The organism is Microbacterium phyllosphaerae (assembly GCF_050628115.1).
In the GTDB taxonomy this organism is placed as follows: Bacteria; Actinomycetota; Actinomycetes; order Actinomycetales; family Microbacteriaceae; genus Microbacterium; species Microbacterium phyllosphaerae_A.
In genome coordinates, this window is sequence record NZ_CP192502.1 from 3,231,352 (window position 1) to 3,254,789 (window position 23,438).

The 23,438-nt window shown below is 67.5% G+C and carries 23 protein-coding genes; 9 read left to right on the top strand and 14 right to left on the bottom strand.

The genetic code is table 11. The annotated features are described in order from the left end of the window. Nucleotides 1-69: 69 nt before the first annotated feature. Nucleotides 70-417 (bottom strand): 50S ribosomal protein L19, encoded by a 348-nt coding sequence (rplS, locus tag ACQ4LY_RS15505; protein WP_056311713.1) that lies wholly within the window; start codon nt 415-417, stop codon nt 70-72. 179 nt (nt 418-596) lie between these two features. Further along, a complete protein-coding gene (locus ACQ4LY_RS15510) occupies nt 597-1,085 on the bottom strand; it encodes an MFS transporter permease (RefSeq protein WP_431072904.1) in 489 nt (162 codons plus the stop codon). Between the two features lie 110 nt (nt 1,086-1,195). On the opposite strand from ACQ4LY_RS15510, the gene map reads away from it, so the two are divergent. Next, nucleotides 1,196-1,978: a type I methionyl aminopeptidase gene (gene map / locus ACQ4LY_RS15515; protein ID WP_431072906.1), complete on the top strand. Its 783-nt coding sequence runs from the start codon at nt 1,196-1,198 to the stop codon at nt 1,976-1,978. 15 nt (nt 1,979-1,993) lie between these two features. On the opposite strand, the gene ACQ4LY_RS15520 is transcribed toward map, so the two are convergent. Beyond that, a complete protein-coding gene (locus tag ACQ4LY_RS15520) occupies nt 1,994-2,731 on the bottom strand; it encodes a class I SAM-dependent methyltransferase (protein ID WP_431072909.1) in 738 nt (245 codons plus the stop codon). A gap of 69 nt (nt 2,732-2,800) precedes the next feature. Here ACQ4LY_RS15520 and ACQ4LY_RS15525 point away from each other — a divergent pair, with 69 nt between their 5' ends. Then, complete coding sequence (locus tag ACQ4LY_RS15525; protein ID WP_431072911.1) at nt 2,801-3,394, top strand: histidine phosphatase family protein; 594 nt, start codon at nt 2,801-2,803, stop codon at nt 3,392-3,394. Here ACQ4LY_RS15525 and trmD read toward each other — a convergent pair. The 4 genes from trmD to rpsP are packed head-to-tail and all read right to left on the bottom strand — an operon-like array spanning nt 3,391 to nt 5,394. Continuing rightward, nucleotides 3,391-4,098, bottom strand: a complete 708-nt coding sequence (gene trmD, locus ACQ4LY_RS15530) for a tRNA (guanosine(37)-N1)-methyltransferase TrmD (protein ID WP_431072913.1) — start codon at nt 4,096-4,098, stop codon at nt 3,391-3,393. The two genes, ACQ4LY_RS15525 and trmD, sit on opposite strands and share 4 nt — an antisense overlap. A gap of 20 nt (nt 4,099-4,118) precedes the next feature. After that, nucleotides 4,119-4,721 carry a ribosome maturation factor RimM gene (gene rimM / locus ACQ4LY_RS15535; protein WP_431072915.1) on the bottom strand — a complete coding sequence of 201 codons (603 nt, stop codon included), beginning with the start codon at nt 4,719-4,721 and terminating at the stop codon, nt 4,119-4,121. A 1-nt stretch (nt 4,722) separates the two neighbouring features. Beyond that, complete coding sequence (locus ACQ4LY_RS15540) at nt 4,723-4,953, bottom strand: RNA-binding protein (protein ID WP_056307930.1); 231 nt, start codon at nt 4,951-4,953, stop codon at nt 4,723-4,725. 6 nt (nt 4,954-4,959) lie between these two features. Continuing rightward, nucleotides 4,960-5,394: a 30S ribosomal protein S16 gene (gene rpsP / locus ACQ4LY_RS15545; RefSeq protein ID WP_056307932.1), complete on the bottom strand. Its 435-nt coding sequence runs from the start codon at nt 5,392-5,394 to the stop codon at nt 4,960-4,962. A gap of 266 nt (nt 5,395-5,660) precedes the next feature. On the opposite strand from rpsP, the gene ACQ4LY_RS15550 reads away from it, so the two are divergent. Next, complete coding sequence (locus tag ACQ4LY_RS15550; RefSeq protein WP_431075707.1) at nt 5,661-6,755, top strand: glutamate--cysteine ligase; 1,095 nt, start codon at nt 5,661-5,663, stop codon at nt 6,753-6,755. A 2-nt stretch (nt 6,756-6,757) separates the two neighbouring features. On the opposite strand, the gene ACQ4LY_RS15555 is transcribed toward ACQ4LY_RS15550, so the two are convergent. Then, a complete protein-coding gene (locus ACQ4LY_RS15555; RefSeq protein ID WP_056307934.1) occupies nt 6,758-7,729 on the bottom strand; it encodes a sugar-binding transcriptional regulator in 972 nt (323 codons plus the stop codon). A 100-nt stretch (nt 7,730-7,829) separates the two neighbouring features. Here ACQ4LY_RS15555 and ACQ4LY_RS15560 point away from each other — a divergent pair, with 100 nt between their 5' ends. The 3 genes from ACQ4LY_RS15560 (at nt 7,830) to glpK (ending at nt 11,931) form a co-directional block, all read left to right on the top strand. Then, nucleotides 7,830-9,542, top strand: a complete 1,713-nt coding sequence (locus tag ACQ4LY_RS15560; protein ID WP_431072918.1) for an FAD-dependent oxidoreductase — start codon at nt 7,830-7,832, stop codon at nt 9,540-9,542. 92 nt (nt 9,543-9,634) lie between these two features. Then, nucleotides 9,635-10,387 (top strand): MIP/aquaporin family protein, encoded by a 753-nt coding sequence (locus ACQ4LY_RS15565; RefSeq protein WP_431072920.1) that lies wholly within the window; start codon nt 9,635-9,637, stop codon nt 10,385-10,387. A 29-nt stretch (nt 10,388-10,416) separates the two neighbouring features. Beyond that, nucleotides 10,417-11,931, top strand: a complete 1,515-nt coding sequence (glpK, locus tag ACQ4LY_RS15570) for a glycerol kinase GlpK (RefSeq protein ID WP_056307940.1) — start codon at nt 10,417-10,419, stop codon at nt 11,929-11,931. Nucleotides 11,932-11,933: 2 nt separating this feature from the next. Here the strand turns inward: glpK and ACQ4LY_RS15575 are convergent, their stop codons facing one another. Further along, nucleotides 11,934-12,869 carry a LysR substrate-binding domain-containing protein gene (locus ACQ4LY_RS15575; RefSeq protein WP_431072922.1) on the bottom strand — a complete coding sequence of 312 codons (936 nt, stop codon included), beginning with the start codon at nt 12,867-12,869 and terminating at the stop codon, nt 11,934-11,936. Nucleotides 12,870-12,947: 78 nt separating this feature from the next. Between ACQ4LY_RS15575 and ACQ4LY_RS15580 the strand changes: the two genes are divergently transcribed. Next, nucleotides 12,948-13,859 (top strand): EamA family transporter, encoded by a 912-nt coding sequence (locus ACQ4LY_RS15580; RefSeq protein WP_431072924.1) that lies wholly within the window; start codon nt 12,948-12,950, stop codon nt 13,857-13,859. Between the two features lie 6 nt (nt 13,860-13,865). Here the strand turns inward: ACQ4LY_RS15580 and ffh are convergent, their stop codons facing one another. Continuing rightward, nucleotides 13,866-15,419 carry a signal recognition particle protein gene (gene ffh, locus ACQ4LY_RS15585; RefSeq protein WP_431072926.1) on the bottom strand — a complete coding sequence of 518 codons (1,554 nt, stop codon included), beginning with the start codon at nt 15,417-15,419 and terminating at the stop codon, nt 13,866-13,868. Nucleotides 15,420-15,497: 78 nt separating this feature from the next. Continuing rightward, entirely contained in the window at nt 15,498-16,094 is a 597-nt protein-coding gene (locus tag ACQ4LY_RS15590) for a TetR/AcrR family transcriptional regulator (RefSeq protein WP_431072928.1), read from the bottom strand. Nucleotides 16,095-16,190: 96 nt separating this feature from the next. On the opposite strand from ACQ4LY_RS15590, the gene lipB reads away from it, so the two are divergent. Next, entirely contained in the window at nt 16,191-16,844 is a 654-nt protein-coding gene (gene lipB / locus ACQ4LY_RS15595; RefSeq protein ID WP_431072930.1) for a lipoyl(octanoyl) transferase LipB, read from the top strand. Next, on the top strand, nt 16,841-17,830 hold the full coding sequence (lipA, locus tag ACQ4LY_RS15600; RefSeq protein WP_056509711.1) for a lipoyl synthase: 990 nt from the start codon (nt 16,841-16,843) through the stop codon (nt 17,828-17,830). Before lipB ends, lipA begins: the two co-directional genes overlap by 4 nt. 22 nt (nt 17,831-17,852) lie before the next feature. Here lipA and ACQ4LY_RS15605 read toward each other — a convergent pair whose 3' ends face one another. From ACQ4LY_RS15605 to smc, 3 genes are all read right to left on the bottom strand, one after another. Beyond that, nucleotides 17,853-18,353, bottom strand: coding sequence for a DUF2004 domain-containing protein (locus ACQ4LY_RS15605; RefSeq protein ID WP_311245002.1), 501 nt, complete (start codon nt 18,351-18,353; stop codon nt 17,853-17,855). Nucleotides 18,354-18,397: 44 nt separating this feature from the next. Continuing rightward, entirely contained in the window at nt 18,398-19,270 is an 873-nt protein-coding gene (ftsY, locus tag ACQ4LY_RS15610; protein WP_056509708.1) for a signal recognition particle-docking protein FtsY, read from the bottom strand. Nucleotides 19,271-19,367: 97 nt separating this feature from the next. Continuing rightward, nucleotides 19,368-22,913, bottom strand: coding sequence for a chromosome segregation protein SMC (gene smc, locus ACQ4LY_RS15615; RefSeq protein ID WP_431072933.1), 3,546 nt, complete (start codon nt 22,911-22,913; stop codon nt 19,368-19,370). Nucleotides 22,914-23,438: the final 525 nt, after the last annotated feature.

The window sequence follows — 23,438 nt, forward strand, 5'->3', positions numbered from 1 at the left end:
TCGCACACCCAGGGGAAAACACAGCACCCCGGGACATCGTGTCCCGGGGTGCTGTGGAGAACCTGCGCGTCAGTTGAAGCGCTTCTCCTTGATCTTCGCCTTCTTGCCACGGAGCTGGCGGAGGTAGTAGAGCTTCGCGCGACGCACGTCACCGCGGGTGACGACCTCGATGTGGTCGATCACCGGGGAGTGCACCGGGAACGTACGCTCGACGCCGACCTGGAAGCTGATCTTGCGAACGGTGAAGGTCTCGCGCACGCCATCGCCCTGGCGGCCGATGACGACGCCCTTGAAGACCTGGATACGCGAGCGGGTGCCCTCGGTGATGTTCACGTGCACGTTGACCGTGTCACCGGGGTTGAATACGGGAACGTCGGAACGCAGCGATGCTGCGTCGACGGCGTCGAGGATCTGCATGATCGTCTCTCTCTGCACTCGCCTCAGGACGGATGCATGATGTAGGAAGGAACAAGAAGGGGTGTGTGCTGAACGGCGCCTAGGCGTCCGCGGGCTCCCCTGAGGCAGAACCGGTCACGGCACAAACACTCATTCTGCCATGGATGCCGCACGCGACCAAAACGTCACGTGCTGCGGTGTCAGTCCCGAGCGTCGCTCTCCCGCACCACGATGACCTCATGCGCCCGCGTCGCGGGCGCCGGCTCATCGACGCCGGGGGCGGTGGACCAGGCGATGGTCTCGCGGAATCGCGCGCCACTCCCCTTTGCCTCGTTCCACAGCTGCCACAGCTGCAGCCACACGAGGCCGATGCCGACGACGATCGCGGCGGCGAGCAGCCAGCCGAATGCGCCGTCGATGAAGCATCCGACGGCGATCGTCAGACCGTGCCAGAGGGTGAAACCTCCGACATCCCACCACGACACGGCGCGGTCGGCGCGCACCGAGGGGCGGGAGCGCGTGAGGAGCGTGAGGAGAAGCTGCCCGACAAAGACGGACGGGATCGCGATGAACAGGACCCAGAGGATCGTCCACCCGCCCTGAAAGACGCCCCAGCCGATCAGGAGCCAGAGCGGCAGCAGGAACGCGGCCGGAACCAGCCACCGGAAGAACGCCTGACGCAACCACATGTCACAGATCGTACGACGCCCCGTGAGCCGCCGCCCCGGTGTTCGCTGTGAGCGCGCGGACGCCGGAGGCGCACGCATCGGAGAGAATGGAAAGGACGAGAGGACACCCGATGATCGAACTGCGCACCCCTGCCGAGATCGACGAGATGCGAGCCGCCGGGCGCTTCGTGGCCGAGACGCTGGCGACCCTGCGAGACGAGACGAAGGTCGGCACCAACCTGCTGTCGATCGATCGCCGAGCGCACGACATGATCCGGAAGGCGGGAGCGGAATCGTGCTACATCGACTACCACCCCTCGTTCGGTGCGAGCCCCTTCGGCAAGGTGATCTGCACGTCGATCAACGACGCCGTGCTGCACGGACTCCCCCACGACTACACGCTCCGTGATGGGGATCTGGTCTCGCTCGACTTCGCCGTGTCCGTCGACGGATGGGTCGCGGATTCGGCTGTCTCCTTCGTCGTCGGCACTCCGCGTGACGAGGATCTCAGACTCATCGACACGACCGAGCGCGCCCTCGACGCCGCGATTGCGACTGCCGTCGTCGGCAACCGGATCGGTGACATCTCCGCGGCCATCGCCGCTGTGTCGCACGGCGAGGGGTATTCGATCAACACCGATTTCGGCGGGCACGGCGTCGGCCGCATCATGCACGGCGACCCGCACGTCCCCAACGACGGGCGCGCAGGACGAGGCTTCCCGCTTCGTGAGGGACTCGTGTTCGCACTCGAGCCCTGGCTGCTCGAGACGACCGACGAGCTCGTCACCGACCCTGACGGCTGGACGCTTCGCAGCGTCGACGGATCCCGAGGCGCTCATTCGGAGCACACGGTAGCCGTCACGGCCGACGGCCCGATCATCCTCACCGACCGCACATTCCTCGGCGTCGACTGAGCACGTGCCCTCGGGTCAGGCGCGTCGGTAGACGAACGCGTCCGTCACGATGGGCAGGTCGAAGTCGTCGCGACCACGCGTTTCGGGGTCGGCGTCCAGGACGGCCTCGATCGCGGCGAGGATGTCCACGCGTTCCTCGTCATCCGCCACGAGAAAGCTGCTCACCGTCGACCACCGCTTGAGGTAGTCCGTCCGTCGGATCCGCTCCGTCCAGTGGATCTGCTCCTGCCGGACGTGGACGAAGCCCGGCAGCTCGTCCGCGGCTGAGCTCGTCGTGCCGTCCTCCGCCGCCACCGCGGGGTGCGCGATGCGGTGCGCCGCCCTGTCCCAGCTGCAGGCGGGGTCGGAGTGGTTCCAGACCAACCCGAGGATGCCGCCGGGCACGAGCACCCGAGCGATCTCCGCGCAGGCGGCCTCACGATCGAACCAGTGGAACGCCTGCGCGACGGTCACGACGTCGACGCCGCCGTCGACGACCGGAATCCGCTCGGCGCTTCCGTGCAACGCCTCAGCTGACGGAAGCTTCACTCTCAGAACGTCGAGCATCGCCGAGGAAGGCTCGACCGCGATGACGTGCTCGGCGCGGCCCTGGAGCAGTTCCGTGAACTTCCCGGTGCCGGCTCCCAGGTCGAGCGCAGTTCGCACGGGTGTCGGCACGATCAGGTCTGCCGACGCCTGCGGGAAACCCGGGCGGTAGCGGTCGTAGTCCGCTCCGATACGTTCGAAGGACTTCGCCAGAACCTCGTCGACCATGCTCCGACGGTATCAGCCGAGGGCGGGATCACTCCGCCGCGGCCGCGGCGGCTGTGCCATCCTGAGTCCATGATTCCGCAGGATCGCCACGTGCCGGAGCACCTGTTCCTGGTGAGGCATGGGCAGACGCGGTGGAATCTGGAACACCGTCTGCAGGGACAGCTGGACTCGCCGCTGACAGACGACGGCATCCGTCAGGCGAAGAGCATCGCCGAGCGCCTCACCGGACGAGGGATCACGACGATCTGCTCGAGCCCGCTCGGCCGGGCGCTGCGAACCTCCGTCATCATCGCCGATCGCCTCGGCGCCGATCTCGTCGAGGTCCCTGAACTCGCGGAGGTCCACCACGGCGACATGGCCGGCCTGACCTGGGATGAGATCGATCGACGATTCCCCACCGCGCGCGAGGACCGGGCAGCGAACCGCTATGGATGGGCCTTCCCTGGAGGGGAGAGTTATGCGCAGGCGCGGGCGCGAGCACGCCGGGCGCTGTCGTCGTGCGGATGGGCGACGGCCGGCATCCCCCTCCTGGTGAGCCACGAGATGCTCGGCAGGATGCTGCGGGCCGACCTCCGGGGCCTGGATGCAGCGTCCGCGTTGTCGCTCCGGCACCCGCATGATGTCGTGTTCGAGATCGAGCACGGCAGCGAGACCATGCTCTAGGCGGCGTCCTCCGGAAGCAGGTCGGGACGCCGGCGACGTGTGCGCTCGATCTGCTGCTCTCGCCGCCACGAGGCGATGACGGCGTGGTTGCCGCTCAGCAGCACGTCGGGGACCGAGCGATCGCGCCAGACCGACGGCTTCGTGTACGACGGATACTCGAGCAGGCCGTCCTCGTGGGACTCCTCGATCAGGCTCTCGGGATTGCCGACCACTCCGGGGATGAGTCGGCCGATGGCCTCGATCATCGCCATGGTCGCCACCTCACCACCGTTGAGGACGTAGTCGCCCAGGCTGACCAGACGGACCTCACCCAGTGACGCCGCGTACTCGAAGACCCGCTCGTCGATGCCCTCGTACCGGCCGCAGCCGAAGATCAGGTGATCGCGGGTGCTCAGGTCGCGCGCAGTGGCCTGAGTGAAGACCTCGCCGGCCGGCGAGGGGAAGATGATCGTGGGTCGCGTCTGCGTCGCGCCGCTCGATGATGCGAGCTCGTCGAGCGCGAGCCCCCAGGGCTCGGGCTTCATGACCATACCGGCGCCGCCACCGTACGGGGTGTCGTCGACCGTGCGGTGGCGATCGGAGGTCCACTCCCGGAGATCACGCACTCGGAGGTCGAGGATGCCGGCGCTCTGCGCCTTCCCGAGCAGGGAGAGCGTCAGTCCGTCGAAGTACGACGGGAAGATGGAGAGGACGTCGATGCGCACGGGAGGAACCGTACCAGCGGTCACTCGGACGCGTCGGAGCCCGAGGACTCTCCCGCATCCGCTGTGTCGGTCGTGTCCGGGAGCTCTTCGAAGAGGCCCGGAGGCGGAGTCACGATGACTCGCCCCGCTCTGACATCGACGCTCGGGACGATCGCCTGGACGAACGGCACCATGATGTCCTGATCGCCGGATCGGACGATGAGCAGATCCTGCGCCGGGAAGTGCTCCACGCGCACGACCTTGCCGACGACGACCTCATCGCGGACCACATCGAGACCGACGAGCTGGTGGTCGAACCACGCGTCGTCCTCGACCTCGTCGTCATCCTGATCGATCCAGAGGATCGCCCGGACGAGGGTCTCGGCACCCTCGCGATCGTCGACGTCCTCGAGGAACACGACAGGGTTGCCGTTCATCACGCGGTATTCGCGGACGACGACGGTCTTGCCGTGCCACGGAGATGCCTCGGGCACCTGCAACGTGAACTCGGCCCCCGGAGTGAAACGGCGCTCCGGGTTGTCGGTGTAGAGCTCCAGCTTGAGCGCGCCCTTGAGGCCGTGGGCCTTGACGAGACGCCCTACGCGCAGCTGATTCTTGCCCTGGTTGCGATCTTTCGCCACCACGTCAGTCGTCCGCGACGTCGACGCGGACGCGACGCCCATCAGCCAGCGCGGAGATGAGCGTACGCAGTGCCTTGGCGGTGCGGCCGCCGCGCCCGATCACGCGTCCACGATCATCGGGGTGCACACGCACCTCGAGGAGATCGCCTCGCGGCGAGGTGGACGAGTTGATACGCACATCCTCCGGGTGATCGACGATCCCCTTGACGATGTGTTCGAGCGCGGCGGCGAGCACGACGGATTACTCCGAGTCGGCGGCGGGAGCCTCAGCGGCCTCCGCGTCGGCCTTGGCGGGAGCCTCCTCTGCAGGAGCCTCCACCTTCTTCTCGGCCTTGGGCTTGACGACGGACTTCTTGGACGCGTCGATCTCGAACGGAACCTTGGGCTCCTTGACCTTGAGCGTGGACTTGGCGTCCTTGTCGCCCTTGAACTTGCCCCAGTCGCCCGTGATCTTGAGAAGGGCGGCGACCTGCTCGGTCGGCTGTGCGCCGACGGAGAGCCAGTACTGCGCACGCTCGGAGTCGATCTCGATGAACGAGGGCTCCTCGGTGGGGTGGTACTTGCCGATCTCCTCGATCACGCGACCATCGCGCTTGGTCTTCGAGTCGGCGACGACGATGCGGTAGTACGGCGCACGGATCTTGCCCAGGCGCTTGAGACGAATCTTGACAGCCACGATTCTCCTGAATTGTGTGGAAGTTGACGAACCGATCGCCTGGAGAGTGGGGTGCACACCCGGCGGAAGCTCAAAGAGGGAGGACGAATGCTGGATAGAGGGTCGAGCACGTCGTCCGACCTTCTATTCTGCCAGATGCGCGGCCCAGGCGCGAAACGCGGCGACACGACGGTTGCCGTGTCGCCGACAGCGCGTGTCAGACTGTGCTCGTGAAGCTCGATTTCGCGCCATCGGCGCGGTCCACCGTCGGCCTGGAGTGGGAGATCATGCTCGCCGATCCGGTGAGCGGTGATCTGGTCGGTCGTGCGCCGGAGCTGCTCTCGGCGCTGGAAGCCGAAAGCGAGGATGAGCGGCACACCGTGACCGGCGAGCTGCTCACCAACACCATCGAGGTCACCAGTGGGATCGGAGACTCCGTCGCGCATGCCGTCGATGACATCGCCAATGCGATCGCGGCCGTGCGAACCGCCACCGACCCCGCCGGCATCGAGCTGCTCTCCGCCGGCAGCCACCCGTTCGCCCAGTGGTACGACCAGGAGGTGACCGACAAGACCAGGTATCACACCTTGATCGAGCGGACTCAGTGGTGGGGTCGCAACATGATGATCTGGGGCATCCACGTGCACATCGGGGTCGAGGACCAGCGCAAGGTCATTCCGATCATCAACGCCCTGTCGGGCTACCTACCCCACCTTCAGGCGCTTGCTGCGTCGAGCCCGTTCTGGGCCGGAGAGCGCACCGGATACGCCTCGAACCGTGCGCTCGTCTTCCAGCAGCTGCCCACCGCCGGACTCCCCTGGCCTCTCCAGGACTGGTCGCAGTACGAGGCCTATCTCGACGACATGGTCCGCACCGGTGTCATGGCCGATGCCACGGAGGTGCGCTGGGACATCCGTCCGGCGCCGCGCTGGGGCACCATCGAGATCCGTGCGTGCGACGGACTGTCGACACTTCCGGAGCTCGCGGCCGTCGCTGCTCTGGTCCAGGTGCTCGTGGAGCATCTCTCACGAGAGCTCGACGAGGGCCGGACCCTGCCGCAGATGCCGGCCTGGTACCACCGCGAGAACAAGTGGCGTGCGGCGCGCTACGGCCTCGATGCTCGCGTGATAGTGGACGCCGCCGGCACGCAGCGCCCTGTCCGCGACCACCTCGCGCAGGTGATCGAAGACCTGGCCCCGGTCGCCGTGGAACTCGGCTGCGTGCGCGAGTTCGGCAGCATCGGGACCATCCTGAGCGAGGGCGCCAGCTACGAGCGCCAGTTGACCATCGCGAATGCGACCGGCGGCGATCTCGCGGCCGTCGTGCAGCATCTGATCCGCGAGTTCCGCTCCGGCCCCGAGGCCTCGACGGAAGAAGGCTGAGCTCAATCCTCGACGAGCCGCCGCGCCAAGCCCTCATCGAGCACCACGTCGGTGATGAGCTCGGCGGCGATCGCCGCCCGCAGGCTCACGAGCTTGGGGACGCCGGACACCACGCACACGCGTCTCGGCACGCGGCGGAGCCGGTCGAGCCCTGGTCCGGTCGCCCGCGCGTTCACGCGGATGTCCCTCCACGAGCCGTCCGCGCGGAAGAACACCGTCGCCACGTCGCCGATCGCGTGATCCTCCCGCAGGCTCCGGTAGTCGTCGCGCCCGAGGTAGCCGCCGACGTAGACCCGGCTGGGGACCTCCGCGGCGGGCGAGCCGAGGCTGAACACCGCGATGTCCATCTTCGACTGCAGGTCGAGCACACGTCGAGTGCTGCGCTCACGCCACATCGCCTCGCGCGTCGACGGATCGTCGAAGAACGCCGGCACCGGGAACTGCTGCACCTGCGCGCCGAATGCACTGCCGAAGCGCTGCAGGATGTCACTCGAGTACTCCACACCGCTGGTCTGCGTGTTGCCAGCGCCGTTGAGCTGCACGAATGTCGTGTTGTGCGTCTCCTTCTGCGTGAGACCACGACTGACGGCGCTGATCGTGGACCCCCAGGCGACGCCGACAATCATGTTCGAGTCGACGAACTGCGACAGCAGCCGCCCGGCGGTCAGCGCGACGCGCTCGAGGCGCTCCACCTCGCTGACGATCTCAGGAATCGGCACGACGTGCGCGACGACGCGGTAGCGATCCCTGATGTGCTGCTCGAGCATCCCGAGTCGTTCCAGTGGGGAGTTGATCCGGATGTCGACGAGACCGCTCTCCCTGGCGAAGCTGAGGAGTCGTGAGACGGACGATCTCGAGGTCTTCAGCTCCTGCGCGATGACCTCCATCGTCTTGTCCTGCATGTAGTAGAGCTGCGCTGCGGTGAGCGCGGCGATCAGCTTCGAGTCGCGTGATCCTGCGTCCGAGTGGCTCATGACGACCTCCTCACCTCGATCTTTGCACATATGTGCAGCGGGCTTGCGCGCGCTGGCCACAAGGGTCGAAGCTGGGGGCACGCACAGAGAAGGGTCGAAGATGATCGAGTCGACACACTCATCACCGGAACGCGCCGAAGTCCGCGCGGTCCGTGAATCGGGACGCACGACCGTCCTTGTCATCGGAGCGGGGATCAACGGCATCTCCACGTTCCGTGACCTCGCACTGCAGGGCGTCGACGTCCTGCTCGTCGAACGCGGAGACTTCGCCTCCGGCGCGTCGGCGGCGTCGAGTCACATGATCCACGGGGGCATCCGCTACCTCGAGAACGGCGAGTTCCGACTGGTCCGCGAGTCCGTCGAGGAGCGCAACGGTCTGCTCAAGATCGCACCTCACTATGTGAAGCCGCTCGAGACGACGATCCCGATCTACTCGACCTTCTCGGGCATCCTGTCCGCTCCCCTGCGCTTCCTCACGCACAAGAGCGGGAAGCCCCAGGAGCGCGGCGCGTTCCTGATCAAGGTCGGCCTCACGATCTACGACACGTTCTCACGCGACGGCGGCATGGTCCCCCGTCACCGGTTCCTCGGCCGCAAGCGCTCTCTGGCCGAGCTCCCCTCGCTCGACCCGAACATCAAGTACACGGCGACGTACTACGACGCCTCCATGCACGACCCCGAGCGCCTTGCGCTCGACGTCCTGCAGGACGGACGCGCCGCACATCCGGGCGGCGCCATCGCGCTGAACTACGTCGAGGCCGTCGCGCGCGACGGTGCGAACGTCGTGCTCCGCGACCGCGAGAGCGGCACAGAGTTCACCGTGACCGCCGACGTGGTCGTCAACGCCTCCGGTCCCTGGACCGACCTCACGAACGACGCCCTCGGCGCCGACACCCGGTTCATGGGCGGCACCAAGGGGTCGCACATCGTGCTCGATCACCCCGAGCTCCTCGAGGCGACCCGTGGACGCGAGATCTTCTTCGAGCACTCAGACGGCCGCATCGTTCTGATCTACCCGCTCAAGGGACGAGTCCTCGTCGGCACGACCGACATCGACGCGGATCCCCGCGAGGTCCCGGTGTGCACGGAGGAGGAGATCGACTACTTCTTCGACCTCATCCACCACGTGTTCCCGCAGATCGACGTGACGCGCGAGCAGATCGTCTACAACTTCTCCGGCATCCGCCCGCTTCCTCGCCACGAGGACACGGCTCCCGGTTTCGTCTCCCGCGACTACCGCATCGAGGTCGACGAGAAGGGCGCAGCGCCCCTCGTCAGCCTGGTCGGCGGCAAGTGGACGACCTTCCGCGCGCTCGGAGAGTCGCTGTCCGACGTCGTACTCGGTCTGATCGGCCGCACCCGCACCGTATCGACGGCCGGACGCGCGATCGGCGGAGGCCGCGACTTCCCGCGCACCGAGAAGGCCCGACGCATCTGGATCCAGGAGAACCTTCCTGGAGCCGGAGAGCGCGCCGAGCGCCTGCTCGCCCGCTACGGCACCCGCGCAGCGCAGGTCTGGGAGTACATCGAACAGGGCGACGATGCTCCCCTCGCCGGTGGCGACCTCTCGACGCGCGAGCTCGCCTGGATGGTGGAGAACGAGATGGTCGCGCGCCTGCAGGACGTCATCCTGCGCCGCACCAGCATCGCGTTCATCGGTCACGCCGACGCGGATGTGCTCGAAGAGCTTGCCGATGCACTGGCTCCTCTGCTCGACTGGGATCGCGAACGCCACGATGCCGAGCTGGATCAGACGCGCACGCTGCTGAACGAGCGACATGGACTGAAGATCTCGTCCCGCACACGCGGCTGACGAGACATCCGAACACCGCCCTCCACGCGGTGTAACTCCCAACAAGTGCCAGGGCTAAGGGGCCCTGGCACTCAAGAAAGGTCAATGAAGACATGACTGATGTGAATCTCGGTCTCTACTTCCTCTCGGAGTTCGTCGGCACAGCGATGCTGATCCTCCTCGGATGTGGTGTGGTCGCCAACGTCGCCCTCGCGAAGAACAAGGGCTTCGGCGGTGGCTTCCTGATGGTCAACTGGGGATGGGGTCTCGCGGTCTTCGTGGGTGTCCTCGCCTCCGCATACTCGGGCGCGATCCTGAACCCGGCCGTCGGCATCGGCCTCCTCGTCGGAGGGAAGATCGACTTCTCGCAGTTCGCCGTCGCGACCGGCGCCGAACTCCTCGGAGCGATCGTCGGTGCGGTCCTCACCTGGCTCGCCTACAAGCAGCACTTCGATGAGGAGCCGGAGGCCGCCAACAAGCTCGGCGTTTTCTCGACCGGCCCCGCGATCCGCTCCTACGGCTGGAACCTCGTCACCGAGGTCATCGGCACCTTCGTGCTCGTGTTCTCGGTCTTCGCGTTCGCGGACTACGGCGTCGCCGACATCGGCACCCCCGGAGGCCTCGGACCGCTCAGCGCGCTCCCCGTCGCACTCGTCGTGGTCGCCATCGGCGCCTCGCTCGGCGGACCGACCGGCTACGCGATCAACCCTGCACGTGACCTCGGTCCGCGTATCGCCCACGCCATCCTGCCGATCAAGGGCAAGGGTTCCAGCGACTGGTCCTACTCGTGGGTCCCCGTGGTGGGTCCGCTCATCGGTGGTGTCCTCGCCGCCGTCGCCGCACCCGTCCTGCTGAACCTCGCCTGAACCAGAACCTGACTTCAAAGGAGAACACAATGGCCGACTACATCATCGCCATCGATCAGGGCACCACCTCCAGCCGCGCGATCATCTTCGACAAGAAGGGCAGCATCGTCGCGACCGGTCAGAAGGAGCACGAGCAGATCCTGCCCAAGGCCGGTTGGGTCGAGCACGACCCCGCCGAGATCTGGCGCAACGTGCAGGAGGTCATCGGACTCGCCCTGAGCCGAGGCGACCTGACGCGTCACGACATCGCAGCCGTGGGCATCACCAACCAGCGTGAGACCGCCGTGGTCTGGGACAAGACGACCGGCAAGGCCGTCTACAACGCCATCGTCTGGCAGGACACCCGGACGCAGGAGATCGTCGACCGCCTCGCGGCGGATGGCGGCGTCGAGCGGTTCAAGCCCGTCGTGGGCCTGCCCCTCGCCACCTACTTCTCGGGCACCAAGATCGCGTGGATCCTCGAGAACGTCGAGGGCGCGCGCGAGAAGGCCGAGGCGGGCGACCTCATCTTCGGCACGACCGACAGCTGGGTGCTGTGGAACCTCACGGGTGGTGTCGACGGCGGTGTGCACGTGACCGACGTCACCAACGCCTCGCGCACCATGTTCATGGATCTCGAGACGCTCGAGTGGCGCGACGACATCCTCGAGGCATTCGGCGTGCCGCGCTCGATGATGCCGGAGATCCGCTCCTCCTCCGAGGTGTACGGCGCCGCAGAGGACTCGTCGCTGCTGCGCGAGACGCCGATCGCCGGCATCCTGGGCGACCAGCAGGCCGCGACGTTCGGCCAGGCCGCCTTCAACACCGGTGAGAGCAAGAACACCTACGGCACCGGATGCTTCCTGATCTTCAACACGGGCGAGGAGATCGTCCACTCGAAGAACGGGCTGCTCACCACCGTCGGCTACAAGCTCGGCGACGGACCGACGCACTACGCGCTCGAGGGCTCGATCGCCGTCACCGGGTCCCTGATCCAGTGGCTCCGCGACCAGCTCGGCATCATCGGATCCGCTCCCGAGGTCGAAGAGCTCGCGAAGCAGGTCGACGACAACGGCGGCGTGTACATCGTGCCCGCGTTCTCGGGTCTGTTCGCTCCGTACTGGCGTCCTGACGCACGCGGCGCGATCGTGGGCCTCACCCGCTACGCGAACAAGAACCACATCGCTCGCGCAGCGCTCGAGGCCGTCGCATTCCAGACCCGCGACGTGCTCGACGCGGTCAACGCCGACGCAGGCGTCGACCTCACCGAGCTCAAGGTCGACGGCGGCATGGTCGCGAACGACGCGCTGATGCAGTTCCAGGCCGACGTCCTCGGTGTGCCTGTCGTGCGCCCGGTCGTCGCCGAGACGACGGCACTCGGCGCCGCGTACGCCGCAGGACTCGCCGTGGGCTTCTGGAACGGCCTGGACGACCTGTCCGCCAACTGGCAGGAGGACCGCCGTTGGGAGCCGTCGATGGAGGACGCCGAGCGCGACCGCCAGCTTCGTCTGTGGCGCAAGGCCGTCAGCAAGTCGATGGACTGGGTCGACGAAGACGTGAAGTGACCTCAGAGTGCTGAGGAGGCGGGCCCGGAGGATTCCTCCGGGCCCGTTTCGTCTCCCCCGGCGCCTGTCGCGGAGTCGAGGACACGAAGGAAGGCGGTCGCGACGCTGCGCGGCGCACGGTCGTCCCACGCGACGTACTGGACTCGGACCGGGCCGTCGCCCAGCTCGACGGCGACCGCATCCGTGGACGACGCGGCGATCACCCCCGGCGCGAGGAGCGCGACCGCGAGACCCTCCGAGACGAGTCCGAGGAGCAGCTCCGACGAATCGGCCTCGAAAGCCACATCGCGCGAGATACCGGATGCCGCGAATGCCGCGTCTCCCTGCGCACGCCCTGACGTGCCGGCGGGGAAGTCCGCGAAGACCTCATCTGCGAGGTCAGCGAGCCGGACGCGGGCCCGAGCCGAGAGGAGATGCGTCGGCGGCACTGCGACGACCAGGCGCTCGCGACCGAGCTCCCGGAAGGAGACCCCGGTCGGCACGGACTCCTCGCGCAGGCCCAGCAGCGCGATATCGAGCTCGCCCCGCCGCACTGCGTCTGCGAGGGCGTTGCTGTTGCCGACGGAGAGCTCGACCCGAGCATCAGGATGCGCCTCGCGGAAGCCGGAGATGACCCGCGGCACTGAAACCGCACTCGCTGTCGGAATGACGCCGAGGCGGAGCGTGCCCACGACCCGGCCAGCAGCCGCGGCCGCGGCCTCACGGGCCTCGTCGGCCGCCATCACCGCCGTCTTCGCGTGAACGAGGAAGGCCTCCCCCGCCTCGGTCGTCCGGACACTGCGGCTCGTGCGGACGAAGAGACGCTGCCCGAGCTCCCGCTCGAGGGCAGCGATCTGATGGCTGAGCGCGGACTGCGTGACGAAGCACCGTTCGGCAGCTCGCGTGAAGCTCGACGCGGACGCCACCTCGACGACATACTTCAGCTGCTGGAGATCCACATCTTCATGATCTCTCTTCATGAAAGCCGTGACAACCATGGCTTGGACTCATCATGAGAAAGAGTTCAGGCTGAAGACATGACACGCATGTCCGTCCTGCTCCTCACGGCGCTGGCGCCACTCTCCTGGGGCACCACGTACCTCGTGACGACGGAGCTGCTCCCCGCTGGCCATCCCCTCCTGGCTGGGCTGCTCCGCGCGCTCCCCGCGGGGCTCATCGCCCTGATGATCGGCAGGACCCTCCCGTCGGGCGGCTGGTGGCTGAAGTCCCTCGTGCTCGGAAGCCTCAATATCGGGGCGTTCTTCCCCCTGCTCTTCCTGGCCGCCGAGCGACTGCCCGGTGGAGTCGCCGCGGCCGTTGCGGGAGCACAGCCGATGATCATCCTCGGCATGAGCGCGCTCGTGCTCCGCGACCGGATCCGCCCGCTCACCGGCGCTGCTGCCGTCGCGGGAACGGGGGGCGTCGCTCTCGTCGTGCTGGGTCCGGCCGCGCAGCTCGACGCCCTCGGCATCCTCGCGGCGCTCGGGGGCGTGACCGCCACCGCTCTCGGAATGATCCTCACCAAGCACTGGGGCCGTCCTGCAGGCGTCGGAGCGCTCGCATACGCAGGGTGGCAGCTGACCGCGGGCGGTCTCGTCCTCCTCCCGCTCACCCTGCTCCTCGAAGGTGTTCCTGCCACCATCGACGGCAGCGCGGTGCTCGGATACGTGTGGCTGGGCTCGGTGGGAGGACTGCTGGCCTACCCGCTGTGGTTCCGCGGGATCCAGCTGTTGCCGGTCATCGCCCCCGGGCTGCTCGCTCTGCTCTCCCCTGTGGTCGCGACGCTGCTGGGCACATTCGTGGCCGCCGAGTCGTTCACACCGCTTCAGGCGCTCGGAATCGCTCTGGTACTGGTCGCCCTCGTCGTGGGACAGCTGACGACACTCAGAACGCCGCGCCGGTCACCGACCCTTGCTCGGGAGCACTCGCTGCCTGCATCCCGCGCCTGAGTGACGTCAGTTCTTGCCGAAGAGCTTCTGGATCTCGGCGAGGTCTGCCTCGCTGGGCGCCTTCGCCCCGCCCAGACCGAATCCGGACCCGGTCGGGGTGGACGCGGTGGCGAGCCCCGCGTTCTCGGCCGCTCGCTTCGCCGGGTTGCCCGAGCGGGACCCTCCGGACGACTTGCCCTTCTTGCCACGCTTCGACGACGCCCCGGGCTTGCCCATGCCGGGCATCGATCCCATTCCCGGGATGTTCGGGGTGCCACCGCGGGCGACCGTCTTCATCATCTTCGCGGCCTGGTCGAAGCGCTGGACGAGCTGGTTGACGTCGGTCACGGTCATACCGGAACCACGCGCGATGCGCAGACGACGCGACCCGTTGAGGACCTTGGGGTTGCGGCGCTCACCAGGGGTCATCGAGCGGATGATCGCCTCGGTGCGATCGATCTCCCGCTCGTCGAAGTCCTCGAGCTGCTGCTTCATCTGTCCCATGCCGGGGAGCATCCCCAGCATCTTCTTCATCGACCCCATCTTCTTCATCTGCTGGAGCTGGTCGAGGAAGTCCTCGAGCGTGAACTGCTCTGTGGCGAGCTTCTCGGCCATCTTGACGGCCTCGTCCTCGTCGAAGGCCTGCTGGGCCTGCTCGATGAGGGTGAGGATGTCGCCGAGGTCGAGGATCCGACTGGCCATGCGGTCGGGGTGGAAGGGCTCGAGATCCTCGAGACGCTCTCCGGTCGACGCGAAGATGATGGGCCGACCGGTGACCGACGCCACAGACAGCGCGGCTCCACCGCGCGCGTCGCCGTCGAGCTTCGACAGGACGACACCGGTGAAGTCGACACCCTCCTGGAATGCCTTGGCCGTGTTGACCGCGTCCTGACCGATCATGGCGTCGATGACGAACAGCACCTCATCCGGGTCGGTCGCCTTGCGGATGTCGGACGCCTGCTTCATGAGCTCGGCGTCGACGCCGAGACGGCCGGCGGTGTCGATGATGACCACGTCGTGCTGCTGGCGGCGGGCGTACTCCACGCCGTCGCGGGAGACCTTGACCGGGTCGCCGACGCCGTTGCCCGGCTCGGGAGCGTAGACGGTGGCACCGGCCTGCTCCGCCACGACCTGGAGCTGATTGACGGCGTTCGGGCGCTGGAGGTCGGCGGCGACGAGGAGGGGCGTGTGCCCTTCACCCTCGAGCTGCTTCGCGAGCTTGCCCGCGAACGTGGTCTTTCCCGATCCCTGGAGACCGGCGAGCATGATCACGGTCGGTGCGGTCTTGGCGAACTGGAGTCGATGCTGCTCGCCGCCGAGGATCTGGACCAGCTCCTCGTTGACGATCTGCACGACCTGCTGCGCCGGGTTGAGCGCCTTGTTGACCTCGTCGCCGAGAGCGCGCTCGCGCACCTTGGCGGTGAACTCCTTCACGACGGAGAGCGCGACGTCGGCGTCGAGCAGGGCGCGACGGATCTCGCGCACAGTGCCGTCGACGTCGGCCGCGGTGAGCTTTCCCTTCGTGCGCAGATTGCGGAAGGTCTCGGTGAGCCGATCGGAGAGCGTGCCAAAGGTAGCCATGGTGAGACCGAGTTTACGCGAATCTCACCGGTTCTCCGCGCTCACGGCGCACTCAGGCGGTTTCGTCTGTGTCGTCGGTCAGGCGGGTGCGGAACCCCAGGGGAGCCGGTCGATCATGCGAACCGCTTCGGCGAACCTGTCGCCCACCGATCCGCGTCCTGCACCACCCTCCGCCCATGCCCGCACGGCAGCGAGAACCGCGGCAGACCAGGTCGCAGCCACGATGTCGGCCGGAAGAGGCGCGACGCCCGAGCGGCGCGCGAGATCCGCGAGCGCCGCCGCGAGTCGGGCCTGGCGCAGCGCGGCATCCTGTTCGAGCTCGTCGTCGAGCCCCATCGCCGACGAGTTCGTCATCGCCAGAGCGAGGCTGTCGGGAGCGAAGCCGTCGACGAGGCCCGTCAGGATCCGCCGGACCTCCGTCCCATCGCGATCGGCGGGGACCGTGACGAGGTCCTCGACCGCGCTCGAGATGCGGTCATCCAGCCCGGACCACAGCACGTCGCTCTTGGATGAGAAGTAGTTGAAGAAGCTCGAACGGCTCACTCCCGCTCGCTGAGTGATGTCGGCGACGGATGTCGCGTCGTAGCCGCGCTCGAGGAACAGCTCGCAGGCAGCCTCGGCGAGGGTCTCGCGCGAAGACGCCTTGGGGCGCCCTGCTCGGCTCGTGCTGCTCATGCTCACACGCTACCGCGCGTCGCTGCCGCGTGCCGGGGATCGAGAGGTGGAGTATTCTTAGACGCAATCCAATTATTGAATGAGAGCGACCTCATCATGCTCGACATCCTGACCCCCGGACTCGCTCCGGCCTACGTTCCCTACGCGGACGGGTGGGATCTGCAGCGCCGCACCCACGCCGATGTGGTGGACGGCACGCGCCCTGACACCCTCATCCTCCTCGAGCACGAAGCCGTGTACACCGCCGGGAAGCGCACGGAACCGCGGGAGAGACCGCAGGACGGCACTCCGGTCATCGATGTCGACCGCGGCGGCAAGATCACATGGCACGGGCCGGGGCAGCTGGTCGGGTATCCGATAGTCCGGCTGCCGGAGCCCATGGACGTCGTCGCACACGTCCGCCGGCTCGAGCGCATCCTCATCGATGTCCTCCGACCGCTCGGTGTCGACGGATACCAGGTGGATGGCCGAAGCGGCGTGTGGGTGCGTCGCCCCCTCTCCGAAGACAAGGTCGCTGCCATCGGCGTGCGCGTGCAGCAGGGAGTCACGATGCACGGGTTCGCGATCAACTGCGACAACAGCCTCTCGGGATTCCAGGGCATCATCCCCTGCGGCATCACCGACGCCGGAGTGACGACCGTCAGCGAGGTCGTCGGCGCCGATGTCTCCCCCACGGACATCGTCGACGCAGTCTCCGCCGCCTTCCTCGCCGAATACTCGCCCGCCGACCACGCAGGAGTTCCCGCATGACCGCCGCACCCGAAGGGCGCAAGCTCCTCCGCCTCGAGATCCGCAACGCCGAGACCCCCATCGAGCGCAAGCCCGAATGGATCAAGACGAAGGCGAAGATGGGGCCCGAGTACACGGCTCTGCACTCGCTCGTGAAGAGCGAGGACCTTCACACGGTCTGTCAGGAGGCCGGCTGCCCCAACATCTTCGAGTGCTGGGAGGACCGGGAGGCGACGTTCCTCATCGGCGGCTCGCAGTGCACTCGGCGCTGCGACTTCTGCCAGATCGACACCGGCAAGCCCGACGCCTACGACACCGACGAACCGCGACGAGTCGCGGAGAGCGTCGTGCGCATGAACCTGCGCTACGCCACGGTCACGAGCGTCGCGCGGGACGACCTGCCGGACACGGGCGCATGGCTCAACGCCGAGACGGTCCGCAAGATCCACGAGCTCAACCCGAACACGGGCGTCGAGCTGCTCGCCAACGAGCACAACGCCGACCCGGCTTTCCTCGGGCAGATCTTCGACGCCCGCCCCGAGGTGTTCGCCCACAACGTCGAGACCGTGCCGCGCATCTTCAAGCGCATCCGCCCGGCCTTCCGCTACGAGCGCTCACTCGACGTGATCACGCAGGGCCGGAACGCCGGACTCATCACCAAGTCGAACCTGATCCTCGGAATGGGCGAAGAGCCCGAAGAGGTCGTCCAGGCTCTCAACGACCTGCACGACGCAGGATGCGACATCATCACCATCACGCAGTACCTGAGGCCGTCGCCTCGCCATCTGCCGGTCGCCCGCTGGGTCAAGCCGACGGAGTTCGTGGAGTTCAAGGAAGAAGCCGAGCGGATCGGCTTCCTGGGTGTTCTCGCGGGGCCCCTGGTGCGTTCCTCGTACCGCGCGGGCCGGCTCTGGGCGCAGTCGATGGTGTCGAAGGGGCGCGAGATCCCCGCGCATCTGGCCCACATCGCCGACAGCGCCGATCTCGGCTTCGCTCAGGCGGTCTGAAACGCCTGAGCGGTCATGAGCGTCAGTCGGCGCTCATGACCGATTGCACGCTGCCGTCGGAACCGAGGTTCACGAGCAGCACGTCATCGGTCGTGCCGGCGTCGAGCGCGTACTCGAGGACGGCGAAAGGCTCGGAACCTCCGTGCTCATCGGCCAGGATCGTCATGCTCATCAGCCGCAGCGAGCGGATGATGTCGACGGCGGCGTCGCCGCTCACATCGACCAGGACGTCTTCGAGCTCGTCTCCGTAGGCCTCCTGCTGCTGCAGGATGTACTCGGTCACCTCGCTCGTGCGATCGTCGACCTCCGAGAGCATGCCGCGCCGTGATGTCGCGTCGACGCTCTCGAGCCCGGCGATGAGGGACGCCGCGATGTCGAGGGCGTCAGCGGAGACGTCGTCCTGGTCAGGAGCCGTGAGATCGACGGTGACGCTCTGGTCGCCGAGCTCCACCGTCTCAGACCAGAAGATCGAGCCGTCCGGTCCCGAGGACAGGAGTCCGAAGTAGTCGTGTTCGATCGCCATAACGCTATGAAACCAGCCTCGTGCTCGCGGCGGTAGTCCTGTGCTCAGCCGACGAGCGACTGGACGAAGACATGGGGGGTGAATCCGGTGAGATCGTCGATGCCCTCGCCCTGTCCGAGCAGCTTCACGGGGATGCCGGTGCGCTCCTGCACGGCCAGCACGAAGCCGCCCTTCGCGGAGCCGTCGAGCTTGGTCAGGACGAGGCCGGTGACACCCGCGTGCTCGAGGAACGCCTCGGCCTGCATGACGCCGTTCTGGCCCGTGGTGGCATCGAGGACGAGCAGGACCTCGCTGATCGGCGCCTGCTTCTCGATGACCCGGCGGATCTTGGTGAGCTCGTCCATCAGGCCGCCTTTGGTGTGCAGCCGGCCGGCCGTGTCGATGATCGCGATCTCGATGCCTTCACGCTGCGCGTACTCGATGGTCTGGTATGCGACGGAGGCCGGATCCTGGCCCTCCTGCTGTGGGCGGACGATGGCCGCTCCCCCGCGCTGCGCCCACGTGGCGAGCTGGTCGACGGCGGCCGCGCGGAACGTGTCAGCGGCGCCGACGACGACGCTGCGCTGGAAGCCGCGCAGGAACTTGGTGAACTTGCCGATGGTGGTGGTCTTGCCGACCCCGTTCACGCCGACGACCAGCACGACGGCGGGGCGTTCGGTGAGCTTCAGGGTCGTGTCGAACTTGGCGAAGTGCTCCTCGAGGGTCTCGCGAAGCATCCGCTGCAGGTCCTGGGGGTCGGTCGTGCGGAACCGCTCCACCTTCTCGCGGAGCTCGTCGACGACGCGCTCGCTGATGTCGGGGCCGAAGTCGGCGGTGATGAGCGCCGTCTCGAGATCTTCCCACGTCGTCTCGTCGATCGTGGGCTTGACGAACATCCCGCGCAGCGCACGGGTGAGGGACCAGGACTTCTCCGCCATGACTCCAGCCTACGGGTAGCGCCTCGAGCGCTTGCGGCCCACGCCTACGCTCTGAGCACAACTTCGGAGTTCTGCGGATATACACCTGCTCCTCGGGTCAGCCGGCGGCAGCTGCGCGGTCCCCGACACGCTGACCGACGACAGCGGATACGCCGTCCTGTCGCATCGAGACGCCGTATAGGGCGTCCGCGATCTCCATGGTGCGCTTCTGGTGCGTGATCACGAGCAGCTGCGAACTCTCGCGGAGCTGCTCGAAGACCGTGAGCAGTCGGCCGAGGTTGGCGTCGTCGAGGGCAGCCTCGACCTCGTCGAGGATGTAGAACGGGCTCGGGCGCGCCTTGAAGATGGCGACCAGCAGGGCGACCGCCGCGAGCGAGCGCTCGCCACCAGAGAGCAGCGACAGACGCTCGATCTTCTTGCCCACGGGACGCACCGAGACCTCGATGCCCGTCGTGAGCATGTTGTCGGGATCGGTCAGCGAGATGCTTCCCGATCCGCCGGGGAACAGCAATGGGAAGACCTCGCCGAAGGCCAACCTGGTGTCCTCGAACGCGCTCGCGAAGATCGTCTGCATGCGCTCGTCGAGGTCGGCGATGATCGTCAGCAGATCCTGTCGGGTCTGCGTCAAGTCGGCGAGCTGCTCAGTCAGGAACGCGTGACGCTGTTCGAGCGCCGCGAACTCCTCGAGCGCCAGCGGGTTCACGCGTCCGAGCTGTGCGAGCTTGCGCTCGGCATCGGCGAGGCGACGCTGCTGGATGCGCCGATCGAACGGGATCGCGGTGTCGTCTGCGAGCTCGTCTTCGGTGTGCTCGACACCCGGATCGCGGGGAACCAGCTGGTCGGGACCATATTCCGCAACGAGAATATCTTCGTCGAGCGCGAGCTCGGACGCGACGCGCTCCAGCAGGCTGTTGAGGTGGAGCTTCTTCTCGTGGATCTGCAGTTCGAGCCCGTGCACGCTCTCGGTGAGCCCGGCGAGCCGTTCTCGAAGAGACGTCTCCTGTACTCGCAGAGCGGTGAGTTCCTGGTTCTGTGCGGATCGCGCGGCCTCGGCCTCGGCCAGGGCGACCCGTGCTTCCGTGACCGATCGGTCGATCGAGTCGAGAATGCGCGGGAGCTCGTCGGCGACGCCGGACGCCGCCTCTCGCTGTGCACGCCGGATCACGGCGCGGCGGGCGGCCTCAGCGGCCGCGTCGCGCTCCTGTTCCCGTTGACGTTCGAGGCTCGCGACACGCGCCTGCGCAGCGCGCACCCGCTCGCGCAGCGTCTCGATCTCGAGCCGTGCTCGGACCTCACCCTCGCGTGCGAGTTCGAGGGCGTCGAGCAGCCCGTCACGCGCTGATGCGTCCAACACCGGTCGCGGTGCCGACACCGCCGCCTCGAGTTCGACCTTGGCTGCCTCGGCCTTCGCCTCGGCATCCTCGACCGCGGACTGAGCCTGAGCGAGGCCCACTTCCAGACGCTCGCATTCAGCGACGGCGGACTCGTGCATCACCGTGATGCGGTTGATCTGCTCGGCGTGGCTCGCAAGGGCAGCATCGTGTTCGCGAAGCGATCGAAGGGCGTCCTTGGCGTTGCGGCGGGTGCTCTCGACGGACTCGTTCGCGTCTTCGCGCGCTTCTCGCAGTGAATCGACGATGACCTGAACCTCTGCGAGACGATCGTTCGCCGCATCGCGCTCGGCCGCGAGCTCGAGACGCGAGCGCTCTCCTCCGGAGCCCGTTCGCAGTGTCTGGGCGGTGATCACATCGCCCCCGGTGGTGACGATGGTCGTCGTGGTGTCGCCGGTCGCGTCGAGCGCCGCGCGGGCCGTGCGCGCAGCGTCGAGCCCTTCGGCGATCAGGACGTGCGACAGTATCCCGAGCACCCCGTCCGGAGCGGTCACCGTGTCGATCGCGCGCGTCACTCCGTCGAGGGAGGGCAGATCGACAGCGGGTCGCATGGCTTCGGCGACGACGAAGTCGACGACCCCCCGGCGCTGCTCCGCAGCCTCGTTCGCGAGAACGAAGGCGTCAGATGCCCGGTCCACGAGCACCCCTTCGGCGAGAGGACCGAGCACTGCCGCGATCGCGGCTTCGAACCCCGCTCTGACCTGGACGGAGTCACCAACAAGTCCGCGGATGCCGGCGCCCCCGCTCTTCACGATCTCGGCCGCGCCGCCCGAGATCGCGAGCGCGCTTCCGAGTGCCGCCGACTTCGCCGTGAGCGAGTCGACCTCGCGCTCGGCCGCATGCAGTCGCTCCCTGAGCGTCTCGCGTTCGGTCTCCGCGGCTGTCGCGGCCCGCTGCGCGGTCTCGTATGCGGCCGCGTGCTCCGCCGCCGTACCCTCGGGCGCTTCGGCCTCATCGACCGACTCGAGTGCCTCGGCGGCCTCGCGACGACGTGCGTTCGCGGCCTCCAGAGCGTTCTCCTGACGCAGCACCGCACCGCGAACCGCGGCGAGGGCCGATGCCGCAGCATCAGCCGTCCCACGAAGCGCGCTGAGCCGCATGTCGTACTCAGACACCAGGGCGCTCTGCTCGGCGATGTCCACATCGAGCGTGTCGAGCTCGGCTCGGGCGTTCACGACCTCGCGGCTCGCGACCGCCGCCGCGTCCTGGGCGTCGCCGAGGCCCGCTGAGATCGCGGTGATCTCGTCCTTCGCCTCGTCGATCGTGCTCTGCGTCACCGTCACGGCGGTCACCGAAGCGTCATCCTCTTCGGATCCGAGGAGCGCGAGGCGCTGATTTGCGAGGGTGTAGAGCCCTCGCATCCGCTCCTGCACCTGCTCGAGGCCGAAGGCGACTCCCCTCGCCTGGTCGACGGCGACCGAGTTCTGGTCCTGCTCGAGGCGCGCGATGCTTCCGCGCACCGCCTCCGCCTGGTCAGACAGCACCAGACGCTCGGTATGCCGTTCGTGCTCGGTGCGCGTGTGGTCGGCGAGAGCAGTGCGCAGCGCCACGACGTCGTCGGCGAAGATACGCGCCTTGGCGTCGCGGACGACGGCTGCGATGGTCTGCGCCTCGCGCGCGATCTCCGCCTGCCGTCCGAGCGGCTTCAGCTGGCGCCGGATCTCACCGGCGAGATCGCTCAGGCGGGTGAGGTTCGTCTCCATCGCATCGAGCTTGCGGAGTGTCTTCTCCTTGCGGCGCCGGTGCTTGAGGATTCCCGCGGCCTCCTCGATGAAGCCCCGACGATCCTCGGGCGATGCCTGGAGCACGGTGTCGAGACGTCCCTGACCGACGATGACATGCATCTCGCGACCGAGTCCCGAGTCGCTGAGCAGCTCCTGCAGATCGAGCAGTCGACAGTTCTCGCCGTTGATCGCATATTCGCTCGACCCGTTGCGGAACAACGTCCTGCTGATCGTCACCTCGGCGAACTCGATGGGCAGAGCCCCGTCGCTGTTGTCGATCGTGAGCTGCACCTCTGCGCGGCCGAGCGGGCCCCTGGTCGAGGTACCGGCGAAGATGACGTCCTCCATCTTGCCGCCGCGAAGAGTCTTGGCGCCCTGCTCGCCCATGACCCAGGCCAGGGCGTCGACGACATTGGACTTGCCCGACCCGTTGGGTCCGACGATGCAGGTGACACCCGGTTCGAACACGAAACTCGTGGGCTGCGCGAAGGACTTGAACCCCTTGAGGGTCAGGCTCTTCAGATGCATGCGCGTACCGCGCTTCGGGGGTGAATCACGCCCATACGCTACCGGAATCGCGCCTCAGGAACGGCATCCCTCGCGGGTCCCGATCGAACCGGGACAGGGCGCGACACGCCGATCCACGCCGAAGGTGCTTGACGGACACGCCCGGGTTTCGCTACCGTAACCTCCGGATCGCCACACGAAAGGAGGTTACCGATGATGATCACACTCACCGCACAGGCCACTGGCCTCGCCGCGCCATTCGCGCCGCGTCTTGCGCACTCGGTAACCGCCGGCGTCCGCACCACTGCGCTCTCGTAGAACCGCAGCCCGAGGACTCTGCCCTGCGCCAGCCGCAGGTCGCCGCCCCGTGAGGGGCATCCCTCAGCCGCGTGTCACCGCGCCCATCCTCTGATCCGTCCTCGGATCACGGATCCCCGCCGATCCCGGCGATCGCCTTCTCGCGACCCGGGCTCTCGACTCTCCGCACCCGCCACGACACCTCTCGGTGCTCTGCGCCGGTGCTCGCTTCACCCATCCACACCACTC